The sequence below is a fragment of the Methanocella sp. MCL-LM genome (assembly GCF_049676595.1).
Lineage (GTDB): Archaea > Halobacteriota > Methanocellia > Methanocellales > Methanocellaceae > Methanocella_A.
The window spans coordinates 175557-191490 of record NZ_CP187259.1; the positions used below are offsets into that span (position 1 = coordinate 175557).

Annotated in this window: 19 protein-coding genes; 7 read left to right on the plus strand and 12 right to left on the minus strand. The window is 55.4% G+C overall.

Annotated features, from left to right (window positions below):
• Nucleotides 1-135 precede the first annotated feature (135 nt).
• The 5 genes from ACPLPM_RS00905 to dmpI all read right to left on the minus strand — a co-directional run bounded on the left by ACPLPM_RS00905 (nucleotide 136) and on the right by dmpI (nucleotide 3380).
• Nucleotides 136-723: a class I SAM-dependent methyltransferase gene (locus ACPLPM_RS00905; protein WP_424358355.1), complete on the minus strand. Its 588-nt coding sequence runs from the start codon at nucleotides 721-723 to the stop codon at nucleotides 136-138.
• Nucleotides 713-976, minus strand: coding sequence for a hypothetical protein (locus tag ACPLPM_RS00910; RefSeq protein ID WP_424358356.1), 264 nt, complete (start codon nucleotides 974-976; stop codon nucleotides 713-715). The genes ACPLPM_RS00905 and ACPLPM_RS00910 overlap by 11 nt, the downstream gene beginning before the upstream one ends.
• A 13-nt stretch (nucleotides 977-989) precedes the next feature.
• Entirely contained in the window at nucleotides 990-1457 is a 468-nt protein-coding gene (locus ACPLPM_RS00915; RefSeq protein WP_424358357.1) for a PadR family transcriptional regulator, read from the minus strand.
• Between the two features lie 210 nt (nucleotides 1458-1667).
• Nucleotides 1668-3110: an MFS transporter gene (locus ACPLPM_RS00920; protein ID WP_424360018.1), complete on the minus strand. Its 1443-nt coding sequence runs from the start codon at nucleotides 3108-3110 to the stop codon at nucleotides 1668-1670.
• 81 nt (nucleotides 3111-3191) lie between these two features.
• On the minus strand, nucleotides 3192-3380 hold the full coding sequence (gene dmpI, locus ACPLPM_RS00925) for a 4-oxalocrotonate tautomerase DmpI (protein WP_424358358.1): 189 nt from the start codon (nucleotides 3378-3380) through the stop codon (nucleotides 3192-3194).
• A gap of 161 nt (nucleotides 3381-3541) precedes the next feature.
• Between dmpI and ACPLPM_RS00930 the strand changes: the two genes are divergently transcribed.
• Nucleotides 3542-3883 carry a winged helix-turn-helix transcriptional regulator gene (locus tag ACPLPM_RS00930; RefSeq protein ID WP_424358359.1) on the plus strand — a complete coding sequence of 114 codons (342 nt, stop codon included), beginning with the start codon at nucleotides 3542-3544 and terminating at the stop codon, nucleotides 3881-3883.
• A 21-nt stretch (nucleotides 3884-3904) separates the two neighbouring features.
• Here ACPLPM_RS00930 and rsgA read toward each other — a convergent pair whose 3' ends face one another.
• Entirely contained in the window at nucleotides 3905-4969 is a 1065-nt protein-coding gene (rsgA, locus tag ACPLPM_RS00935; protein WP_424358360.1) for a ribosome small subunit-dependent GTPase A, read from the minus strand.
• A 143-nt stretch (nucleotides 4970-5112) separates the two neighbouring features.
• On the minus strand, nucleotides 5113-5613 hold the full coding sequence (gene mcrD / locus ACPLPM_RS00940; protein WP_424358361.1) for a methyl-coenzyme M reductase operon protein D: 501 nt from the start codon (nucleotides 5611-5613) through the stop codon (nucleotides 5113-5115).
• Between the two features lie 190 nt (nucleotides 5614-5803).
• Here mcrD and ACPLPM_RS00945 point away from each other — a divergent pair, with 190 nt between their 5' ends.
• The gene (locus ACPLPM_RS00945; RefSeq protein ID WP_424358362.1) at nucleotides 5804-6244 is read left to right on the plus strand and encodes an N-acetyltransferase family protein; all 441 of its coding nucleotides are present in this window, start codon (nucleotides 5804-5806) and stop codon (nucleotides 6242-6244) included.
• Between the two features lie 440 nt (nucleotides 6245-6684).
• Here ACPLPM_RS00945 and ACPLPM_RS00950 read toward each other — a convergent pair whose 3' ends face one another.
• Nucleotides 6685-6936: a hypothetical protein gene (locus tag ACPLPM_RS00950; protein ID WP_424358363.1), complete on the minus strand. Its 252-nt coding sequence runs from the start codon at nucleotides 6934-6936 to the stop codon at nucleotides 6685-6687.
• Nucleotides 6937-7267: 331 nt separating this feature from the next.
• On the opposite strand from ACPLPM_RS00950, the gene ACPLPM_RS00955 reads away from it, so the two are divergent.
• Nucleotides 7268-7576: a hypothetical protein gene (locus tag ACPLPM_RS00955; protein ID WP_424358364.1), complete on the plus strand. Its 309-nt coding sequence runs from the start codon at nucleotides 7268-7270 to the stop codon at nucleotides 7574-7576.
• Between the two features lie 70 nt (nucleotides 7577-7646).
• Here ACPLPM_RS00955 and ACPLPM_RS00960 read toward each other — a convergent pair whose 3' ends face one another.
• Nucleotides 7647-8375, minus strand: a complete 729-nt coding sequence (locus ACPLPM_RS00960) for a M48 family metallopeptidase (protein WP_424358365.1) — start codon at nucleotides 8373-8375, stop codon at nucleotides 7647-7649.
• Between the two features lie 157 nt (nucleotides 8376-8532).
• On the opposite strand from ACPLPM_RS00960, the gene ACPLPM_RS00965 reads away from it, so the two are divergent.
• On the plus strand, nucleotides 8533-9186 hold the full coding sequence (locus tag ACPLPM_RS00965) for a carboxypeptidase-like regulatory domain-containing protein (RefSeq protein WP_424358366.1): 654 nt from the start codon (nucleotides 8533-8535) through the stop codon (nucleotides 9184-9186).
• A 69-nt stretch (nucleotides 9187-9255) separates the two neighbouring features.
• Here the strand turns inward: ACPLPM_RS00965 and ACPLPM_RS00970 are convergent, their stop codons facing one another.
• Both ACPLPM_RS00970 and ACPLPM_RS00975 read right to left on the minus strand, forming a co-directional pair.
• Nucleotides 9256-9378, minus strand: a complete 123-nt coding sequence (locus ACPLPM_RS00970; protein WP_424358367.1) for a hypothetical protein — start codon at nucleotides 9376-9378, stop codon at nucleotides 9256-9258.
• 102 nt (nucleotides 9379-9480) lie between these two features.
• Entirely contained in the window at nucleotides 9481-9669 is a 189-nt protein-coding gene (locus ACPLPM_RS00975) for a M48 family metallopeptidase (RefSeq protein WP_424358368.1), read from the minus strand.
• A 154-nt stretch (nucleotides 9670-9823) separates the two neighbouring features.
• On the opposite strand from ACPLPM_RS00975, the gene ACPLPM_RS00980 reads away from it, so the two are divergent.
• Both ACPLPM_RS00980 and ACPLPM_RS00985 read left to right on the plus strand, forming a co-directional pair.
• Nucleotides 9824-10387, plus strand: a complete 564-nt coding sequence (locus ACPLPM_RS00980) for a hypothetical protein (protein ID WP_424358369.1) — start codon at nucleotides 9824-9826, stop codon at nucleotides 10385-10387.
• Nucleotides 10384-11679, plus strand: a complete 1296-nt coding sequence (locus tag ACPLPM_RS00985) for an HD domain-containing protein (RefSeq protein WP_424358370.1) — start codon at nucleotides 10384-10386, stop codon at nucleotides 11677-11679. Before ACPLPM_RS00980 ends, ACPLPM_RS00985 begins: the two co-directional genes overlap by 4 nt.
• A 318-nt stretch (nucleotides 11680-11997) precedes the next feature.
• On the opposite strand, the gene radA is transcribed toward ACPLPM_RS00985, so the two are convergent.
• Nucleotides 11998-12969, minus strand: a complete 972-nt coding sequence (radA, locus tag ACPLPM_RS00990; RefSeq protein WP_424358371.1) for a DNA repair and recombination protein RadA — start codon at nucleotides 12967-12969, stop codon at nucleotides 11998-12000.
• A 418-nt stretch (nucleotides 12970-13387) separates the two neighbouring features.
• Here radA and ACPLPM_RS00995 point away from each other — a divergent pair, with 418 nt between their 5' ends.
• Entirely contained in the window at nucleotides 13388-15934 is a 2547-nt protein-coding gene (locus ACPLPM_RS00995; protein ID WP_424358372.1) for a PAS domain S-box protein, read from the plus strand.

Consider the following 15934-nt stretch of genomic DNA (forward strand, 5'->3'; position numbering starts at 1 on the left):
ACTGTGTGAGCAATATATACAGTGTGTTACTCTAATAACACACTGTTATCACGCTAACACAGTGTTATTTTGCTATTTAAGCCTTTGCGATAATTAAGCCATGATATGATATCTGACCGGTTGCTACACGGCCGGTCACGTCACGTAGATGCCCTCGAAGGTAGGCCAGCCCTCCGGCGATTTACCGGTACCGGAGCTGATCTCGGCCAGCCCGGCGGCGGCCGTGATCGCCCGGATCTCGGCGGCTGGCATGCCGTGCTTTTCGCCAGTCGGCTCCCGGATGTAGACTTTCCCGCCCTTCTTCAGCTTGCGGGCGAGGAGGCTTACCTTCTCCGCCCGCTCACCCTGCGGCAGATCGTGGAGCACGAAGTGAAAAAAGACGCCGTCCCGGGACCCGGGCTCTATGGGCAGCCCGGCCAGGTCTCCCCAGAGGAAGTCCACGTTCGAACACCTGCCGACAGCGCGCCGGGCGAACCGCATCCAGACCTTCGAGATGTCCACGCAGGTCAGGTACCCGTCCGGCAGCGCCCGGACCAGGTACCTGGACGCGGCTCCCGAGCCAGAGCCGTACTCCAGGATCTTTTCGGTCCCCCGGAGGCCCAGGCTCTCCACGTATTTTCTATAGTAGCCCCCGATGAGGCGGGACGTGGCCGCCATCAGGTAAGCCTCTAAGAGTGACGGCTCTTTGAAGCTACCGGCATCCATGAAGCCGCTACCACTCATTCTTCTTCCACCAGTGCCCCTTGTAGTGGTGGGTAGTGATGTGCAGTACCTCGTGCAGCAGGCCGGTGACGATGCCGCCGATCAGCCCGATGGCCGCCAGCAAGGCTGCCGTCCTTATAGAGTTCAGCCCGAACAGGGCGTGCAGCCCGTCCAGCAGCGCGTAGTTGAGCCTGGGGAAGAACTCGATGACCAGCCCGAGCAGGTAGCCGAGCACTAAGCCTGTGAAAGTGTTGAATAGTAACCTGAGTACCATGTTATCGCTCCTTTTACTTGTGCAGTGATTCTTTGAGTCTCTGAAGCCGCTCCGACAGTTTCCCGATCCTGGTTTCGGACTGGGCCAGCTTTTCCTTCGGGATGTCCTCCAGGTAAGAGATGTAGCTGTCCAGCTCGCTCAACGTTCCTTCGACCGTGTACGGCCCCTGCTGGTAGTGGTGACCGTGATCGTGCACGTGCATGCCGATCTCTTCCATGCCCAGCGAGGTCAGCTCGTACCGCTGATCCTCCCGCTTCCGGATCATCGCCTCTTCCGTGAGCTGGCTCAGCAGCGGGTAAATAGAGCCCGGGGAGGGCCTCCACGCGCCCATGCTCATCCGCTCCACTGTCTCCATGATCTCGGCGCCGTTACGGGGTGCTTCGCTCAGCGAGTACAGCACTACGTAGCGCATGCCGCCGTGCCTGCGGAACTTGCTCATGTTTTTGAACATGTTTTTGCTCCAGTCTTTGTCCCACCACATATCGGGTCTCCGATACCGGGCTTTAAGTACGAAGGCTGTACGCCTACCAGATTATGGTGCGGCGCCACACCATATCGTGTTTCCGATATCGAACTTACGATATCGATTTTACGATATATAGCTTGTGGTGGTATGACTCGGAAAAGGAGAGCAGGCGAAAAAAGAAGAAGGCGGATGGAGGAGCCGATTCAGGCTCTAAAGCCCGGTCCCTCACTTCCCCGTCGGCGCAAGCGCAGGGCTCTTAGGTTTGGCATTAGTCGACCGGTTCTCTTTACCCCTCGTCACCGAGAACAAGCCCCCGATGACGAGAATGATGAACGAGAGCCCGAAGGCCGCGTCGAGGCCGTTGAGGAACAGCGGCGATAGCCCTCCCTCCAGCCGGGAGGCGCCCATGAAGACGCTGAACGCCGTTTCCCGGGACACGAAGGCGGAGGCCACCGTGATCGAAAGCACGTAGCTGCCCAGCGTCCCGATGTTCGCCATCGTGCGCAGCAGCCCGGACGTGCTCCCGTGGCGATCGGCCGTCGCGCAGGCCATGACCGCGCTGTTGTTCGCCGGGTAGAACATGGCGCTGCCTACGCCGGCGAAAAGCGAGGCCAGCACGACTACATACAGCGGGGTCGTCACCTCCAGGGTCAGGTAGATCAGTACAGTGACGCACATCAGCGCTATCCCGGCCGTGGCGATGACCCTGGCGCCGAACCGGTCAGCCAGGCCGCCCACGTATGGCCCCAAGACACCCAGCAGGTACCCGGGGACCGTGAGCAGCGCCGTATCTAAAGGGCTCAGCCCCCGCACGCCCTGCAGATAGAGCGTCAGAAGGAAGGCGACGGAGAGGTAGCCTGTCGACTCGAAGAACGAGGCAAGGATCGACGAGCGGAGCACTTTGTGCCGGAAGGTGTCCAGGTGGATGATGGGGCTTCTCGACCTGCTTTCCCACCACAGGAAAACGGGGATCAATATGGCGCCAGCCGCGATCAGGGTCAAGTTCAGCGTGGTCATTCCGACGCCCACGAAGTCTATGAGGCCGAAGGAGATCAGGCTCAGCGCCGCGGCCAGGAGGACCATTCCCGGCAGGTCCATCTCCTCCCTGACCACCGTACGGTCCTTGAGGTACCTCATTCCGAAGATGAGGCCGATGATGCCTATCGGCAGGTTGAGGTAGAAAATGTACCGCCAGTCCAGAAACGTGGTCAGGACGCCGCCCAGCACGATGCCGATCACGGCGCCGGCCGTCCAGCTCATGCCGGTATACCCGTAAGCCCTGCCCCGCCTGTTCGGCTCGAACGTATCGGCGATGATCGCCCCGGTGTTAGCCTCCAGCATCGATCCGCCGATCGCCTGGACCGCCCGGGAGAAGATCAGGAATAGCACGTTCGGGGCCAGCCCGCACAGGGCAGAGCCGATCGTGAAGACGGCCATGCCGAGGTTGAAGAGCCTGCTTCGCCCGAACAGGTCGCCCAGCCTGCCAAACTGTGTGGTCGCCACGGACACGACGAGCAGGTACACGACGATGACCCAGATCGAAAGCGAAAGGTTCGTGTGGAGGCTGTCAGTTATAGCCGGCAGCGCCAGGACGACGATAGTCGCGTCGATGGAGGCCATCAGCATCCCCATAATCAAGAGCAGGAGTACCTTGTTTTCCTTTTGCAGGATAAACACCTTTTACACCCCTAAAAAATAGTCCGAGAAGAACCCGGGCACCACTACAGCGAGATACCCGGGGCTTTTCCCTTAGCGCCTCATCTTCGACACTTGCTGGCCGGCAACGCCCATGTTATCCCGGCTGAGCTCGTGTATGAGCACGACCATTGCCTCGGGTGGCATTCCGGTCACTTCGCAGACGTCCCTCGTGAAGGCGACGATGAGCTTCTCCTTCTGTTCGGTCGTCAGCGGTCCCATTTCCAGCGTAATTACAGGCATTAGTTCATTCCTCCAAGTTTATATTTCATGCTTCTTCAGGCAGCGCGTGATCGATCTTCCGTCGCCATAACTACTACACGCCGATAGTATTTAGCGAAAACAGAATACACTGTGATATATACTACCAACCTGTATAGTGGTAGATGACAGGGGAAATGCCCATGCAAAAGAAGAGATATCACGGCCCGGTCGAGGCGACCGTAGACGTTCTCAGCGGCAGGTGGAAACCGCTGATCCTCTGGGCCCTGAGGGACGGGACGCTCAGGTTCGGGCAAATCGAGGAAGAGCTCTCCGCTTACAAACCGAACATCACCCAGCGGATGCTGACGAAGCAGTTACGCGAGCTGGAAAACGACGGGCTCGTAGCCAGGAAAGTGTACCCGGAGATACCGCCCAGGGTAGAGTACACGCTGACAGAACGGTATAAGTCGCTGATGCCGATCGTCGAACAGATGTACAACTGGGGAAAAGAGCACATGGCTGACCAGATCGAGCACGAGTGAAAATTTCCCGCTGGGCGGGGATCAGCTTCTGTAATCCCCGCGCTCCTTGCTCTTCCGGATAGCCTCGCCCAGCTGGCCGATCTTTTTCCACTTCTTCCGCTCCTCGGCCATGAGCGCCGGGTTCTTCTTCCGCTCGATGGCGAGCTGCTCCTTCTGGAGTTTGCGGTAGCTTTCGAGCCGCACGGCGGACAGAGTACCGTCGCTCAGCGCCTTCTTGATGGCGCATCCCGGCTCAGTTTCATGCCTGCAGTCGGAGAACTTGCACTGTTTCCCGAGCGCTTCGATGTCGGCGAACTGGCTCAGCAGCCCGTCTCCGGCGTCCCACAGCTGGAGTTCTCTCATGCCGGGGTTGTCGACGATGACACCGCCTCTCTCCAGCATGATTAGAGTACGCCCGGTGGTGACGTGCCTGCCCCGGCTGTCGTCTTCCCGGATCTCGCCCGTCTTCTGGAGCTCCCGCCCTTCCAGGGCGTTGATAAGAGTGGACTTGCCGACGCCTGACGAGCCCAGCAAGGCTACCGTCTTACCTTCGCTCAGGTAGAGCGCCAGCTGCTCCAGGCCCCGGTTTTCCAGGGAGCTGATGGCATATACAGCGACGTCGGGGGCGATCTCTTTAACCTCTGCGATTTTCTCATCCACGGCCTCGCAGATATCGGTCTTGCTCAGGACTACAACCGGCTCCGCGCCGCTGTCCCGGGCGATGGCCAGGTACCGTTCTAGCCGTCTGAGGTTGAAGTCCTTGTTGAGCGAGGTGACCAGGAAGACAGTGTCGATGTTGGTGACGAGCACCTGCTCGCCCGTGACCCGGCCCGCGTCCTTCCGGGAAAACTTGCTCTTCCGGGGCAGGACGGCGTGAATGGTTGCCAGCCCGGTGCTGTCACGGGATAGGGCTACCCAGTCCCCCGTCGCAGGCTGATCGCCGTTCTGGCGAAGAGTGCCCGCAGCCCTTGCCCGGACTTCTCCGTCTTTAGTGTAGACTTGATAACCGGTCTTATGTACCGTCGAGACCCGGCCGGGCTCGTATACACCGGCGTACTCTCGAAAATGCGTTCCGAAAAAGGCGTTCCAGCCTAGTTTTTTAAGCATTGGATCCACAATGGTCATCTCCAGCCTGGACTATATTATTAAGGCTATATATGGATGACGATAGCCAGCCTATAAAAAGTCGGGGGCCTGCAGATAGCGGTATGCCATGTGCCGGCCTGCTAATGTGGCAACAATAGTGCCTGTTATTCGCCCTTGGTGCTGCAGCAGGACGTCTTTGCCTTGGCCTTCGGGTCGAACAGCCCGACGCTGATCTCGTCGACGTTGCCGCCCTTGCGGACGTAGTCGGTGAGCGTCTTCTTCGTCCGGATGTACACGCCTTCGTACATTTCGAAGGGGAAGGGCAGCGTCTTCTCCGCGGCCGCGCGGACCTGCTCGATGACCGGCGTGTCCGTGATCTCGATCCAGAGCCTGCCGACCTGGACGGTGAGCTCTACCTGCTCGCCCTTGATGTTCAGGTACTTCTTCTCGTTGGTGCCGAACCTGCCGTCCAGCAGGTCGTCCGGGTTCTCCCGGGGCAGCCTGGGGCCGTGCACGACCATCCGGGTGATGCCCTCGATCTTGTTCAGCTCGTCGATGAGCTTCTGGGCGGTCTCCACGTTGAGTACTCTGAGAGGGAAGACCTCGATCTGCATCAGCCCGTTCTCGTTCTTCTTACCGGATATTGGTGTATTGAATCGGGACATTTTTTAACCTCCTGTTGTGAGCATAAACCTGGGGCCGTGCACCCTGTACGCACCGGCCTCCCGGAACATTTTAGATTAGCTGTCCGGGTACAAATATTAACCGGTTCGAGACCATTTACTTAACCATTACAGGAAAGCCGAAATCTTCATAGTCCAGGCTGTAGTACGTCATGCCATAGCTGGTAACGATATGCAGGTCAGGATTGCGACGCAGGACGACGAAGCGGAGATCATCCGCCTCCTCAAAGAGTTCATGGAGTTCGAGAAGGTGGACCTGCTGTCGGACGAGGAGTTCAGAAGCGTCTTCACCACTGTCCTTGCCATGCCGGAGCGAATGCAGTTCCTGGTCGCCGAGACGGACCAGATCGTCGGCATGCTCACTGTCCTCTGGGGTTACAGCACCTGGAAAGGGAAGCCTGTGGCCACGCTGGAGGATGTGTACGTGAGGCCAGATATGAGGGGCTGTGGCATAGCGACTGCGCTGCTGGCGCACGCGTTCGGGCTGGCGAAAGAGAGGGGCTGCGCCCGGGTCGACCTGGTGACCGAGACAGAGAACTACCCGGCTCAGGCGCTGTATAAAAAGGCGGGGTTCGAGCTGGTGCCCCGGGTCCCGTTCACGAAGAAGCTGTAAAAAGACTGAGGCCCGGAGCAGCTATTGCCAGCATTATGGAGCTCGCCGCACAGGCAATCTAAGCCAGTTTTTATATCTGCGATATATAATTTGTCAGATTTGTACGTACTTACAGGTTGTACTATTTTATATATACGCTTGATAATTATACAGTTGGTGGTATACTATGGAATGCTTAAAATGTATTTACATGGAGATTAATGGTTCTCTTTATCCGTTCTGTAGCCCTGGCGTCTGCGCCGGATGCGTTTGCGACAACAGGGCCGTGGAAAAGGCGAGCGCCGCCAGGTGGAATCCCGTCGCTAATTAGAGATGCAAGGTTTCACCATCTATCGACCGATCGAGGTTCGCGCTGGCCGGACCGTGCCGGATAACTAACCTCCTATCCCGGTTCCCTGTGCCCGTGCGAAAACCTCTCGGCCGCCCTTCTCAGTAAGCCATCACCGCAGTATCCTGTACCGATCTCTTCTATAACGATGTGCTGCCAGACCATTTAGCAGCCCGCCCAGAATGCCGAGGATGAAGCCGATGGCAGCCAGCAGCGCTGGAAGTCTCACCCCGCCTATTCCGGTCAGCGCACTGATGCCGCTGAGCAGCGCCGAGTTGAAGTCGGGGAACATCTCGACGATCCACCCTACGATATAGCCGAACACCGCGCCGATGACGGCGCCTACCAGTATCCTGAGAATCATGTTGAAGCCTCACCGGAAACATGGGTGCACGAGATAATCTAGGATTCCCGCTCTTTCTACGGCCAGCAGGCGAGCCGTTGCGGAACATCAAGTGAAAGGCCACGTCGCATGCAGTTCCATCGATTATCGTGTAACCGCTATAACTTTCACAATGCTACACATAGTCGTTAGACTAACAGATAAATATTTATAGTTAGTCTAACAACTGAGGTGTGTAAGACTCAAATACCGCCCGTCTGACAATCCGCCTAAAATTGTCAGACTGTTATTTTATATGATCAGTCTCACACAGACATTCCACTTACACTAAACGCGGCGAAGACACCACCGCTTGATTATCATGACAGGCAGAGAAGCGGAAGTAAAAGAGGCCATCTGGCAGAAGCTCGAGGAGATCAGCGCCAGGACCGAGACTATCAAAGCCCGGGTAAAGGCCGGGGACAGCGACATCAGCGGTGACACCAGAGAGCTGGACCGCCTGGTCAGGGAGCTGAAAGCCTTCATAGGCCAGTCGGCCTTCGACAAGACCGCTTACCAGCGGGAGTATATGCGGAAAAAGCGCGCCGAAGACCCGGAGTACAGGCCCATCATGCAGGGCGTCAAAAGCCTGCCCGACTGGCGCAAGCCGCCGCTAGAATAGCGATTATCACATACCAGCAAATGCCGGGCCGGCCCGGACGAACGTTAGCACCTGAAGTGCCGGCCCGTCACTATAACTCGTACTTCCACCCCTCAGTTTTCAGCGCCTTCTTTCTGGCATCGGAGTCCGGCATGATCGACTCCAGCACCGCCCAGTACCGGGGGGAGTGGTCCTTGACCTTCACGTGGCAGACCTCGTGAGCGGCCACGTATTCCAGCTGCTCCAGCGGCGCCATGACGATCTTCAGGTTGAAGTTCAGCAGGTTTTTGGCTGTGCAGCTGCCCCACCGCTTCGACTGGTTTTTAACCCTGAACTCGGGCGGGAAAACGCCGAGCGCCCGGGCATAAGTGGTCACTGGCTCCCTGAGATAAGTTTCAGCCTGGAAGCGGTACCACCTGAATACCGCCGATCTGATCGTTTCTCTGTCGCCCGGGTCCGGGACGATCACGTTCAGCGTCTTATCCCCGAGCGTCACTATAGGGCCGTGCCCCTGCGAGATCCTCAGCGCGTACTCCCGGCCGAGGAAGAGGAAGATTTCTCCGTCGACGTACTGCTTCTTCACGTCCCGGGCTCCCTGTGCCTCGAAGGCTTTGAGCTTGTCGAGCACCCACCCGGCCTTCTGCTCCACATATCGCCGGGCCTGGGCCTCGCTGGTCCGGACGGGCACCGTCAGCCTCACTTCGCCCGAGGGATATACCGCGATGCAGGCCGTCTTCCGTTTAGGGCTGCGGGCTATTGAAAAGTTGATAGTTTCCCCGCCATACTGGATGCTGCTCCATTCAGTCGAAGGTTCGGCCATACCGCCTCCATGTATGCTCCTGATACCATAAAAAACCATAGCAGCTTGCGACCGGAGTGAAACTCTGGCCCACGCTTTCGGAAATGTAGTCTCAAATCGGTAAGATTAGCTTCTTAACTGTTACCGGCTTACCTGATGGTATCGAGGTGGCGGGTCCGTGAGGGAAGTAAGAAAACTGGCGGTATTTCTTCTCATGCTGGCGATGATCGTTTCCGGCATACACTGTACTGTAGCGGATGCTGCCGCTAACAATACCACACAGCCTGCCAGTGGCAGCGTGTCAAAGCCGGTAGCAGGCCCGACCGGGTCCGTCAACGGCACGGTCTTCGACGCGATCGGCAACCTGGTGCCCGATGCGGACGTGTACCTGCACGACGGGCGGGGCGTCGCCATGGGCCTCACCGTGACTGACGGGAACGGGACGTACAGCTACACAGAACTGGACCCGGGTAACTACTCGATCGTGGTCCAGGTAGACGGGTACGCCTGGTACAAGAAACTCGCCGTGGCCGCGGGAGCCGGCAATGCTTCGGACATCCACATTCCCGACTACGTCCACTACCCGATGGTCACCCCGTGGCCCGCCCTCAATTCGATCAACAACTCTACGTCGGCCGGAGCCACGAAAGTAGTCACAGCCACGCCTGCCCCCACGCCGAAGCCCGTGCAGACTAACGTGACGGTAAACCACACGGCGCCGGACGATATGGGGACTATAAACGAGGAAGAGGAGAGCACCGGTTCGCCGATCGACGATTTCATCAATGGCATCGTGAGCTTCTTTAAATCAATTTTAGGAATGTCAGAGTAATAAGCTAATATATAATCTGTCATCCTCGCGGTTCGACGTCCGACCCAAAGGGTCGGCCTACTCCGGTTTTTAGGGTGCTACGCCGTCGGGGCCGCGCTCGCACCCTCGGAGGTACGACATGGCTGCGCCTTCGGCTGCGCCAGTCGAACTTCCTTCGTAAGCGCTAAGCGACGCCACTACGTAGGCGTCCATTACCCCGCCACCTCCGCATCCCTCCGCTTCGCTACGGGCAGACCCTAAAAACCTCCGTCGAACGCTAAACAATAGAATGGAGTCATTCAAGTTATTTGAACATTAAAATTCGTACTTCCATCCGTCACTTTTCAGTGCCTCTTTCCTTTTCTCATATTCAGGCAAGACAGACTTCAGCGTACTCCAAAACTTCGGTGAATGATCTCTAAATCTCATGTGGCAAAGCTCATGTGCCACAACATATTCCAGCTGAGATACTGGAGCCATTGCAATTCTAGTGTTAAAGATCAATTGATTTTTTAATCATATCGGCACTAATTAAGTTCATTCAATTCATTTCACACAGTTGCCCGAATAATTTCGGTATGCACATAGCCCATCTTTAAAAGAATGGACGAATACACTTATCTACTCATAATATAATAAGGGTAGGATAGGGAGCCATATGGACCCGACTGATGCAATATTAATGACGATAGATTCGACTGGCGGAGAGATTAGCGGCCGGACAGCTATTCAAAAGCTTATATATTTCGAATCACTGGTGCTGGACATAAATGCATGTTATCAGCCTTATTACTACGGTCCATATAGTGGAGAGGTAGCTGGCGGAACACAGTCGCTTGTATCGTTAAACTTCGTTAAAGAGGAAATCGACTACAAAGAAAGCCGGAAGTTTAACAGCTCTGAAGACTGGAAGAAGTATAGTTACAAACTTTCTGACGATGGAAAGACTGTTCTACAAAGCATTAAAGAAAAAAATGAATCGAATTACGACTTGATAAAAAAAGTAGTCGAGATATGCAAAAGAGAAACTCGCATGGACATACATAAGCTATCATGTGCTGCGAAAGTGCATTATCTTACAAACAATTGTACCCCTGCTCCGGGTTCATTAGAGAAGATACAACAGTATGCAGAATGCCATGGATGGCAGTTAAGCGACGACGATATTATTGAAGCGTCAGATCTGATTGCAGCGTTAAAGGCAGAGTTACCGCAGATATGAGCGATTATTATAAGATCATCAGAGACCCGATATACGGCTATATTGGGTTAACGCATGATGAAGTGCGGCTGATGAACACACCGGTTTTCCAAAGGCTGCGGAGAATTAAACAACTCGGTGATGCATATCTTGTATACCCTGGCGCATGCCATACTCGCTTTGAACACTCATTAGGCGTTTTACACGTCGCAGGCTTGATGGCAGAAAAACTTGGACTAAGCCCTGAAGATACAGAAATTGTTAGAATGGCTGCGCTGTTGCATGACATAGGGCACGGACCTATGTCCCATAGCTTTGAATCGGTCATCAATAGCATGAACAAGGCTTCTGGCGAGAAACAGAAGGTCGATCACGAGCTTATAGGGCAGATAATTATTGAGGCTGATCCGGAGATTCAGGAAATTATCGGAGATAAGAGGCACCAAGTTGTCGAACTTCTCAAAGAGAAAAAAGATACAGTAAAGAAACAGATAATTTCCGGAAATGTCGATGCGGACAGACTCGATTATCTACGAAGGGATTCTTATCATATTGGAGTAGCGTATGGCCATTACGACCTCGAGAGAATCCTATATACTATAAAGCCTATCAGGAAAGGCGCAAAATCGTTTTTTGCCATCCACGAGAAGGGTAAAGATGCGCTTGAGAACTTCAGGATGGCAAGGTACCTGATGTATACCCAGGTATATTTCCATCACGTGAAGCTTATCGCTGAAAAGATGATGCAAAGGGCAGTAGAGATAGCAGTGCGGGATAAAATTATTGATCAAAACGCATTATCGCTATCAAATACCAAGTTTATTGGCAATTATCTTTCATATGATGACTCTAACCTATTCTATAGAATAACTTCTGCCAAAGGCAAAAGCGCTTCGAAAGGAATGATCAGCAGGATCATGGATAGAAAGCTCTTAAAGAGAGGATTTGATCGTAGTCTGATCGACATAGAAGACTCGATACTCAGGTACAAGATATCTCAGATGAAAGAGAAGGATTTTAAGATACTAGAAGAGGCTCTGGCAGATAAGTGCGGTTGTGACAAAGATTCTATTATTGTACATATACAGCAGGTCAATAACCCATTATACAACTCAACATATCAAATCTTTAAAGACAACCAGTTTCCGGTATACATCGCATTTGACGACAACGATATCCAATATTTAAGCGACATATCACCATTTTCAATGAGCACCGATCCACTGGACAGGTTCTATGTTTTTTGCGATGGAAAGCATAAGGATGACATCAAGAAGTATACACTTGATGTTGCAGATGAAGCTTTAGAATAAGCTGACGCGGTCGGCGAGGCGTTTCGGGCATCGGTCCTGCCCATCAGGGCAGGATGCGGAGATGGCCGGGTAATGAATGCCTGCCGCAGGCGGCATTGCTTAGCGCTTGCGAAGCCATTGAACGGGGCGAGCAAGCGAAGCTGCAAGCTCTGTTGAATGGCGAGGGTGCGAGCGCGGCCCGGACATTGGAGCACCCGAAACGCCGAGTAGCCCGTCATCAGACGGGCGTCAACCCGCGAAGGGAACGATGTAAATTAAAACTAGCTGGTTTTGGTTCAAGCTGAAGTGATAATAAAATAGAAAGAGACTGAACTTTATTCAGTCCCTTAGTCCCTCAGTCGTCACTGAGAAGATCGCCTCACCCTCAGGTAAGTTCGGGCTGTCTACGAGCCTCGCGATCCTCTTCTCACCCTTGCTCTTCCTCAGGTACAGCCGGAACGTGGCTGTGTGCCCTACGATATGACCACCGATAGGTCTCGTCGGGTCGCCGAAGAAGGCGTCGGGCTTGGCCTGCACCTGGTTGGTGACCACGATGGCGGCGTTGTTGATGTCGCCGAACCGCATCAGGTCGTGCATGTGCTTGTTGAGCTTCTGCTGCCTGTCTGCCAGGGTGCCTCTGCCTACGTACTCGCTCCTGAAATGCGCAGTTAACGAGTCCACGATGATGAGCTTGACGGGCCTGTCGGAGTCCCTCATCTTCTCCGCCAGCTCGGACGCGCTCTCGACCAGCAGAATCTGGTGGTTGGAGTTGTACGCCCTGGCCACGTGGATGTTCTTCAGGAAGTCCTCGGGGTCGAGGTCTTCTCCTCCCTTGAGGCCTTTGACCATCTGAGCGATACGCTCCGGCCTGAAGGTGTTCTCGGTGTCGATCATCACCACTGAGCCGCCCAGCCCGCCCTGTTCAGGGGGGAGCTGCACGTTGACTGCCAGCTGGTGAGCTACCTGGGTCTTGCCGCTTCCGAACTCGCCGTAAAACTCGGTGATCGACTGCGTCTCCACTCCGCCTCCGAGTAAATCGTCCAGCGAGTTGCAGTTCGTCTTGAGCTTGCCTACGGCTTTGCGCCTCTCGAACACGGTGTCGCCGGTCTCGAAGCCGCCGATGTTGGAGCACTTCTTGGCGGCCGCCACGATCTTGGAGGCGGTGTTCTCGCCGACCTCCGCTGCGGCTGCCAGCTCTGACGGCGATGCGACAGCGATCGCCTCGATGGATGTATATCCTGCCTCTTTGAGTTTTTCGGCGGTAGCAGGCCCCACGCCAGGTAAGTCTTCTACGGTTAGTTTCTCTGCCATTTTGTAACCTCACGGCTAATAATTAAATAAAATACAGCCTGTGCATATAGAACGTTATCGTAAGCGTACTGAAAGTATTACGCCGCCCCGCCCTACATGCCTCGATATCATCTAGCGGGACGACGATCTTACGTATACTTTCTCCGGCTGAAAAGAGGGACTCAACAGGTCCTCCAACCTTATGGATGCGGGCGGGGCAGCGCCAGCTGTTTAACAATATAGGGCACTGTACGCCTGCTCGTATAGCAGTTCCTGCGCGACCATCAGCAGGATGTAAAAACGCTGAATAGTACCCGTTTTGTAATTACTGGTTAGATAGATTACGTTTATTTAAATTGCGTGTGAATTAATACTTATTAATCGTAAACAGGCACGATTATGCTCTTGTTTGTTTACGCCAGCATCGCAGGTGGGAAAGGTGAAGCTGCTCGCTAAAACACTGGCTATTATTCTCATTACTCTGGCAGGGATGATCCTGCTGTTGTACGTAGCCTCGGGTGTGATTCTCATGGGCAGCTATGCCACCATGGAGCACGATGACATGAAGGGAGAGGTAGGAAGCGCGCTCAGCGCCCTGAACTACGACCTCTCCATGCTGGACAAGGTCACCGTGGACTACGCTTACTGGGACGATACTTACCAGTTCATCGCCGAGCCGGACATCAGCGAAGAGTCGCCCTATATCACGTCGAACTTCGTCGACACGACCTTCGAGATGCAGGAGCTCAGCGTCGTCGCGTACCTCGACGACGATGACAGGCTGGTGTTCAGCAGATCATACGATCTGCGCGCCGGGGAGTTCGTCGAGATGCCGGACGGGTTCATGGACAAGCTGTTCCCGGGCAGCCCGCTCCTCCGCTCGGGCAGCGACGACAGCGTGCACGGGGTGGTGATGCTGGAGGGCAAGCCTATGCTGGTGAGCGCGTGTCCGATCAAGAACAGCGACGGTAATTTGCCGACCCGGGGAACGCTGATCATGGGCAGGTTCCTCGACGACATAGAGGTGGAGGACCTGGGCCGGGTCATTGACAAGTCCATAGATATGAAACCGTACGGCAGCAACACCTTGCCCGCGGACTATATCGATGCCCGGCCCCTGCTCAGTGCCGGTGAAGCGATCGCTGTAAAGCCGATCAACGATTCGATAGTCGCCGGCTACACGGTAATCGACGACGTCTATGGAAACCCCGCCCTGATCCTCCGGGTAGACCAGCCCCGGTACATGTACCAGCAGGGCAACAACACAGCCTTCTACCTGATCCTGTCTCTGCTCGCTGCCGGCCTGGTCTTCAGCGCCGTCACGATTTTCCTGCTGGAGAAGATGGTCTTATCCCCCATCGCCCGGCTCAGCCAGACGGTGTACGTCATAGGCGAGAAGGACGATCCGACCAGGAGGGTTGAAGTCCGGGGCGACGACGAGGTCGCGATGCTGGCCGGGACGATCAACAAGACACTGGACACCCTCCAGAGGTCCCGGGAAAAGCTGTATGCCAACGAGCAGAAGTTTCGCAGCCTGGTAGAGAATATCAACGACATCGTGATGGAGCTCGACAGCAAGTTCGAGTTCACGTACATCAGCCCGAACGTAAAAACCATCCTGGGCTACGAGCCCGGGGAAGTGCTGGGCAGACGTATCCACGATTTAACGAGCAGTGAGGAGATAGCCAGGCTCAAGAACATGAGCACCCAGCTGCTCACTGCCGGCCAGCCGATCGCCCTGATCAACATCGAGGTGATAAACAAGGAAGGGCAGATCGTCGATATGGAGTTCAGCGGTACAAGGATCCTGGACTCTCAGGGCAATATCATCGGCTTCCACGGAGTGGCCAGGGATGTCCGGGAGCGCAGGAAGGTGGAGCGGACCCTGCGGAAGTGGGCGGACATCTTCCACCTGGCCAGGATTCCCATCACCATCTCCGCCCACGACGACCTGAAGCTCGACATGGTCAACCCGGCCTTCTTCCAGCTGTACGGGTACGATGCCGGAGACCTGAACAGCATGCGGTTCGAGGAGGTCTTCGACCCGGGATACAGGGGCGACCTTGCCAGGCACCTGGTCCTGGCGGACGCCGAGGGCCACCACGTGTTTGAGTCCCGCCACGTCCGTAAGGACGGGTCATCGTTCCCGGCCATCGTCGACATCAGCGCAGTGAAAGACGCCCTTGGAGACCTGCTGTACCGGGTGATCAACGTCCAGGATATCACGGAGCAGAAGAAAGCGGAAGAAGCGCTCCGCGAGGCATACGAAGAGCTGATGATATCCAACCGGGCGCTGCACGCCGAGATCGCCGAGCGCAAGAAGGTCCAGCAGCAGATCATGGCCTCGCTCACGGAAAAGGAGATCCTCCTGAAGGAGATTCACCACCGGGTCAAGAACAACCTCCAGATCATCTCCAGCCTGCTCAACCTCCAGTCGACCAGCCTCAACAAGGAGAGCGCCGCAGCTTTCAGGGAGAGCCAGAACCGGATCAAGTCCATGGCCCTCATCCACGAAAAGCTGTACCAGTCCAGAGACATCGCCCACATTGACTTCGGAGAGTACGCAGGCAGCCTAACCGCCTACCTCGCCCGGTCGTACACGAGCAACCCGGGGGTGAACATCTCCATCGACATCAGGGATATTTCGCTGGGCATCGACCAGGCAATCCCCTGCGGCCTGATCATCAACGAGCTGGTCAGCAACTCGCTCAAGTACGCCTTCAAGGACGGGCGCAGCGGAGAAATCAAAGTAAACCTGACGATAGAGGCCGGGAAGTATGTGCTGGTCGTCAGCGACGACGGCGCAGGCCTGCCCGAGGGCTTCGACTTCAGGGATTCGCCATCCCTCGGGTTGCAGCTGGTCAATACTCTGGTGGAGCAGATCGAGGGCACCATCAATATGGACTCGGAAAGGGGTACGAAGTTTACCATCACCTTCGAGAAAAATGTCCGGGAGTCCCACTTTCCGGCTCCCGGGGGCGAGTGA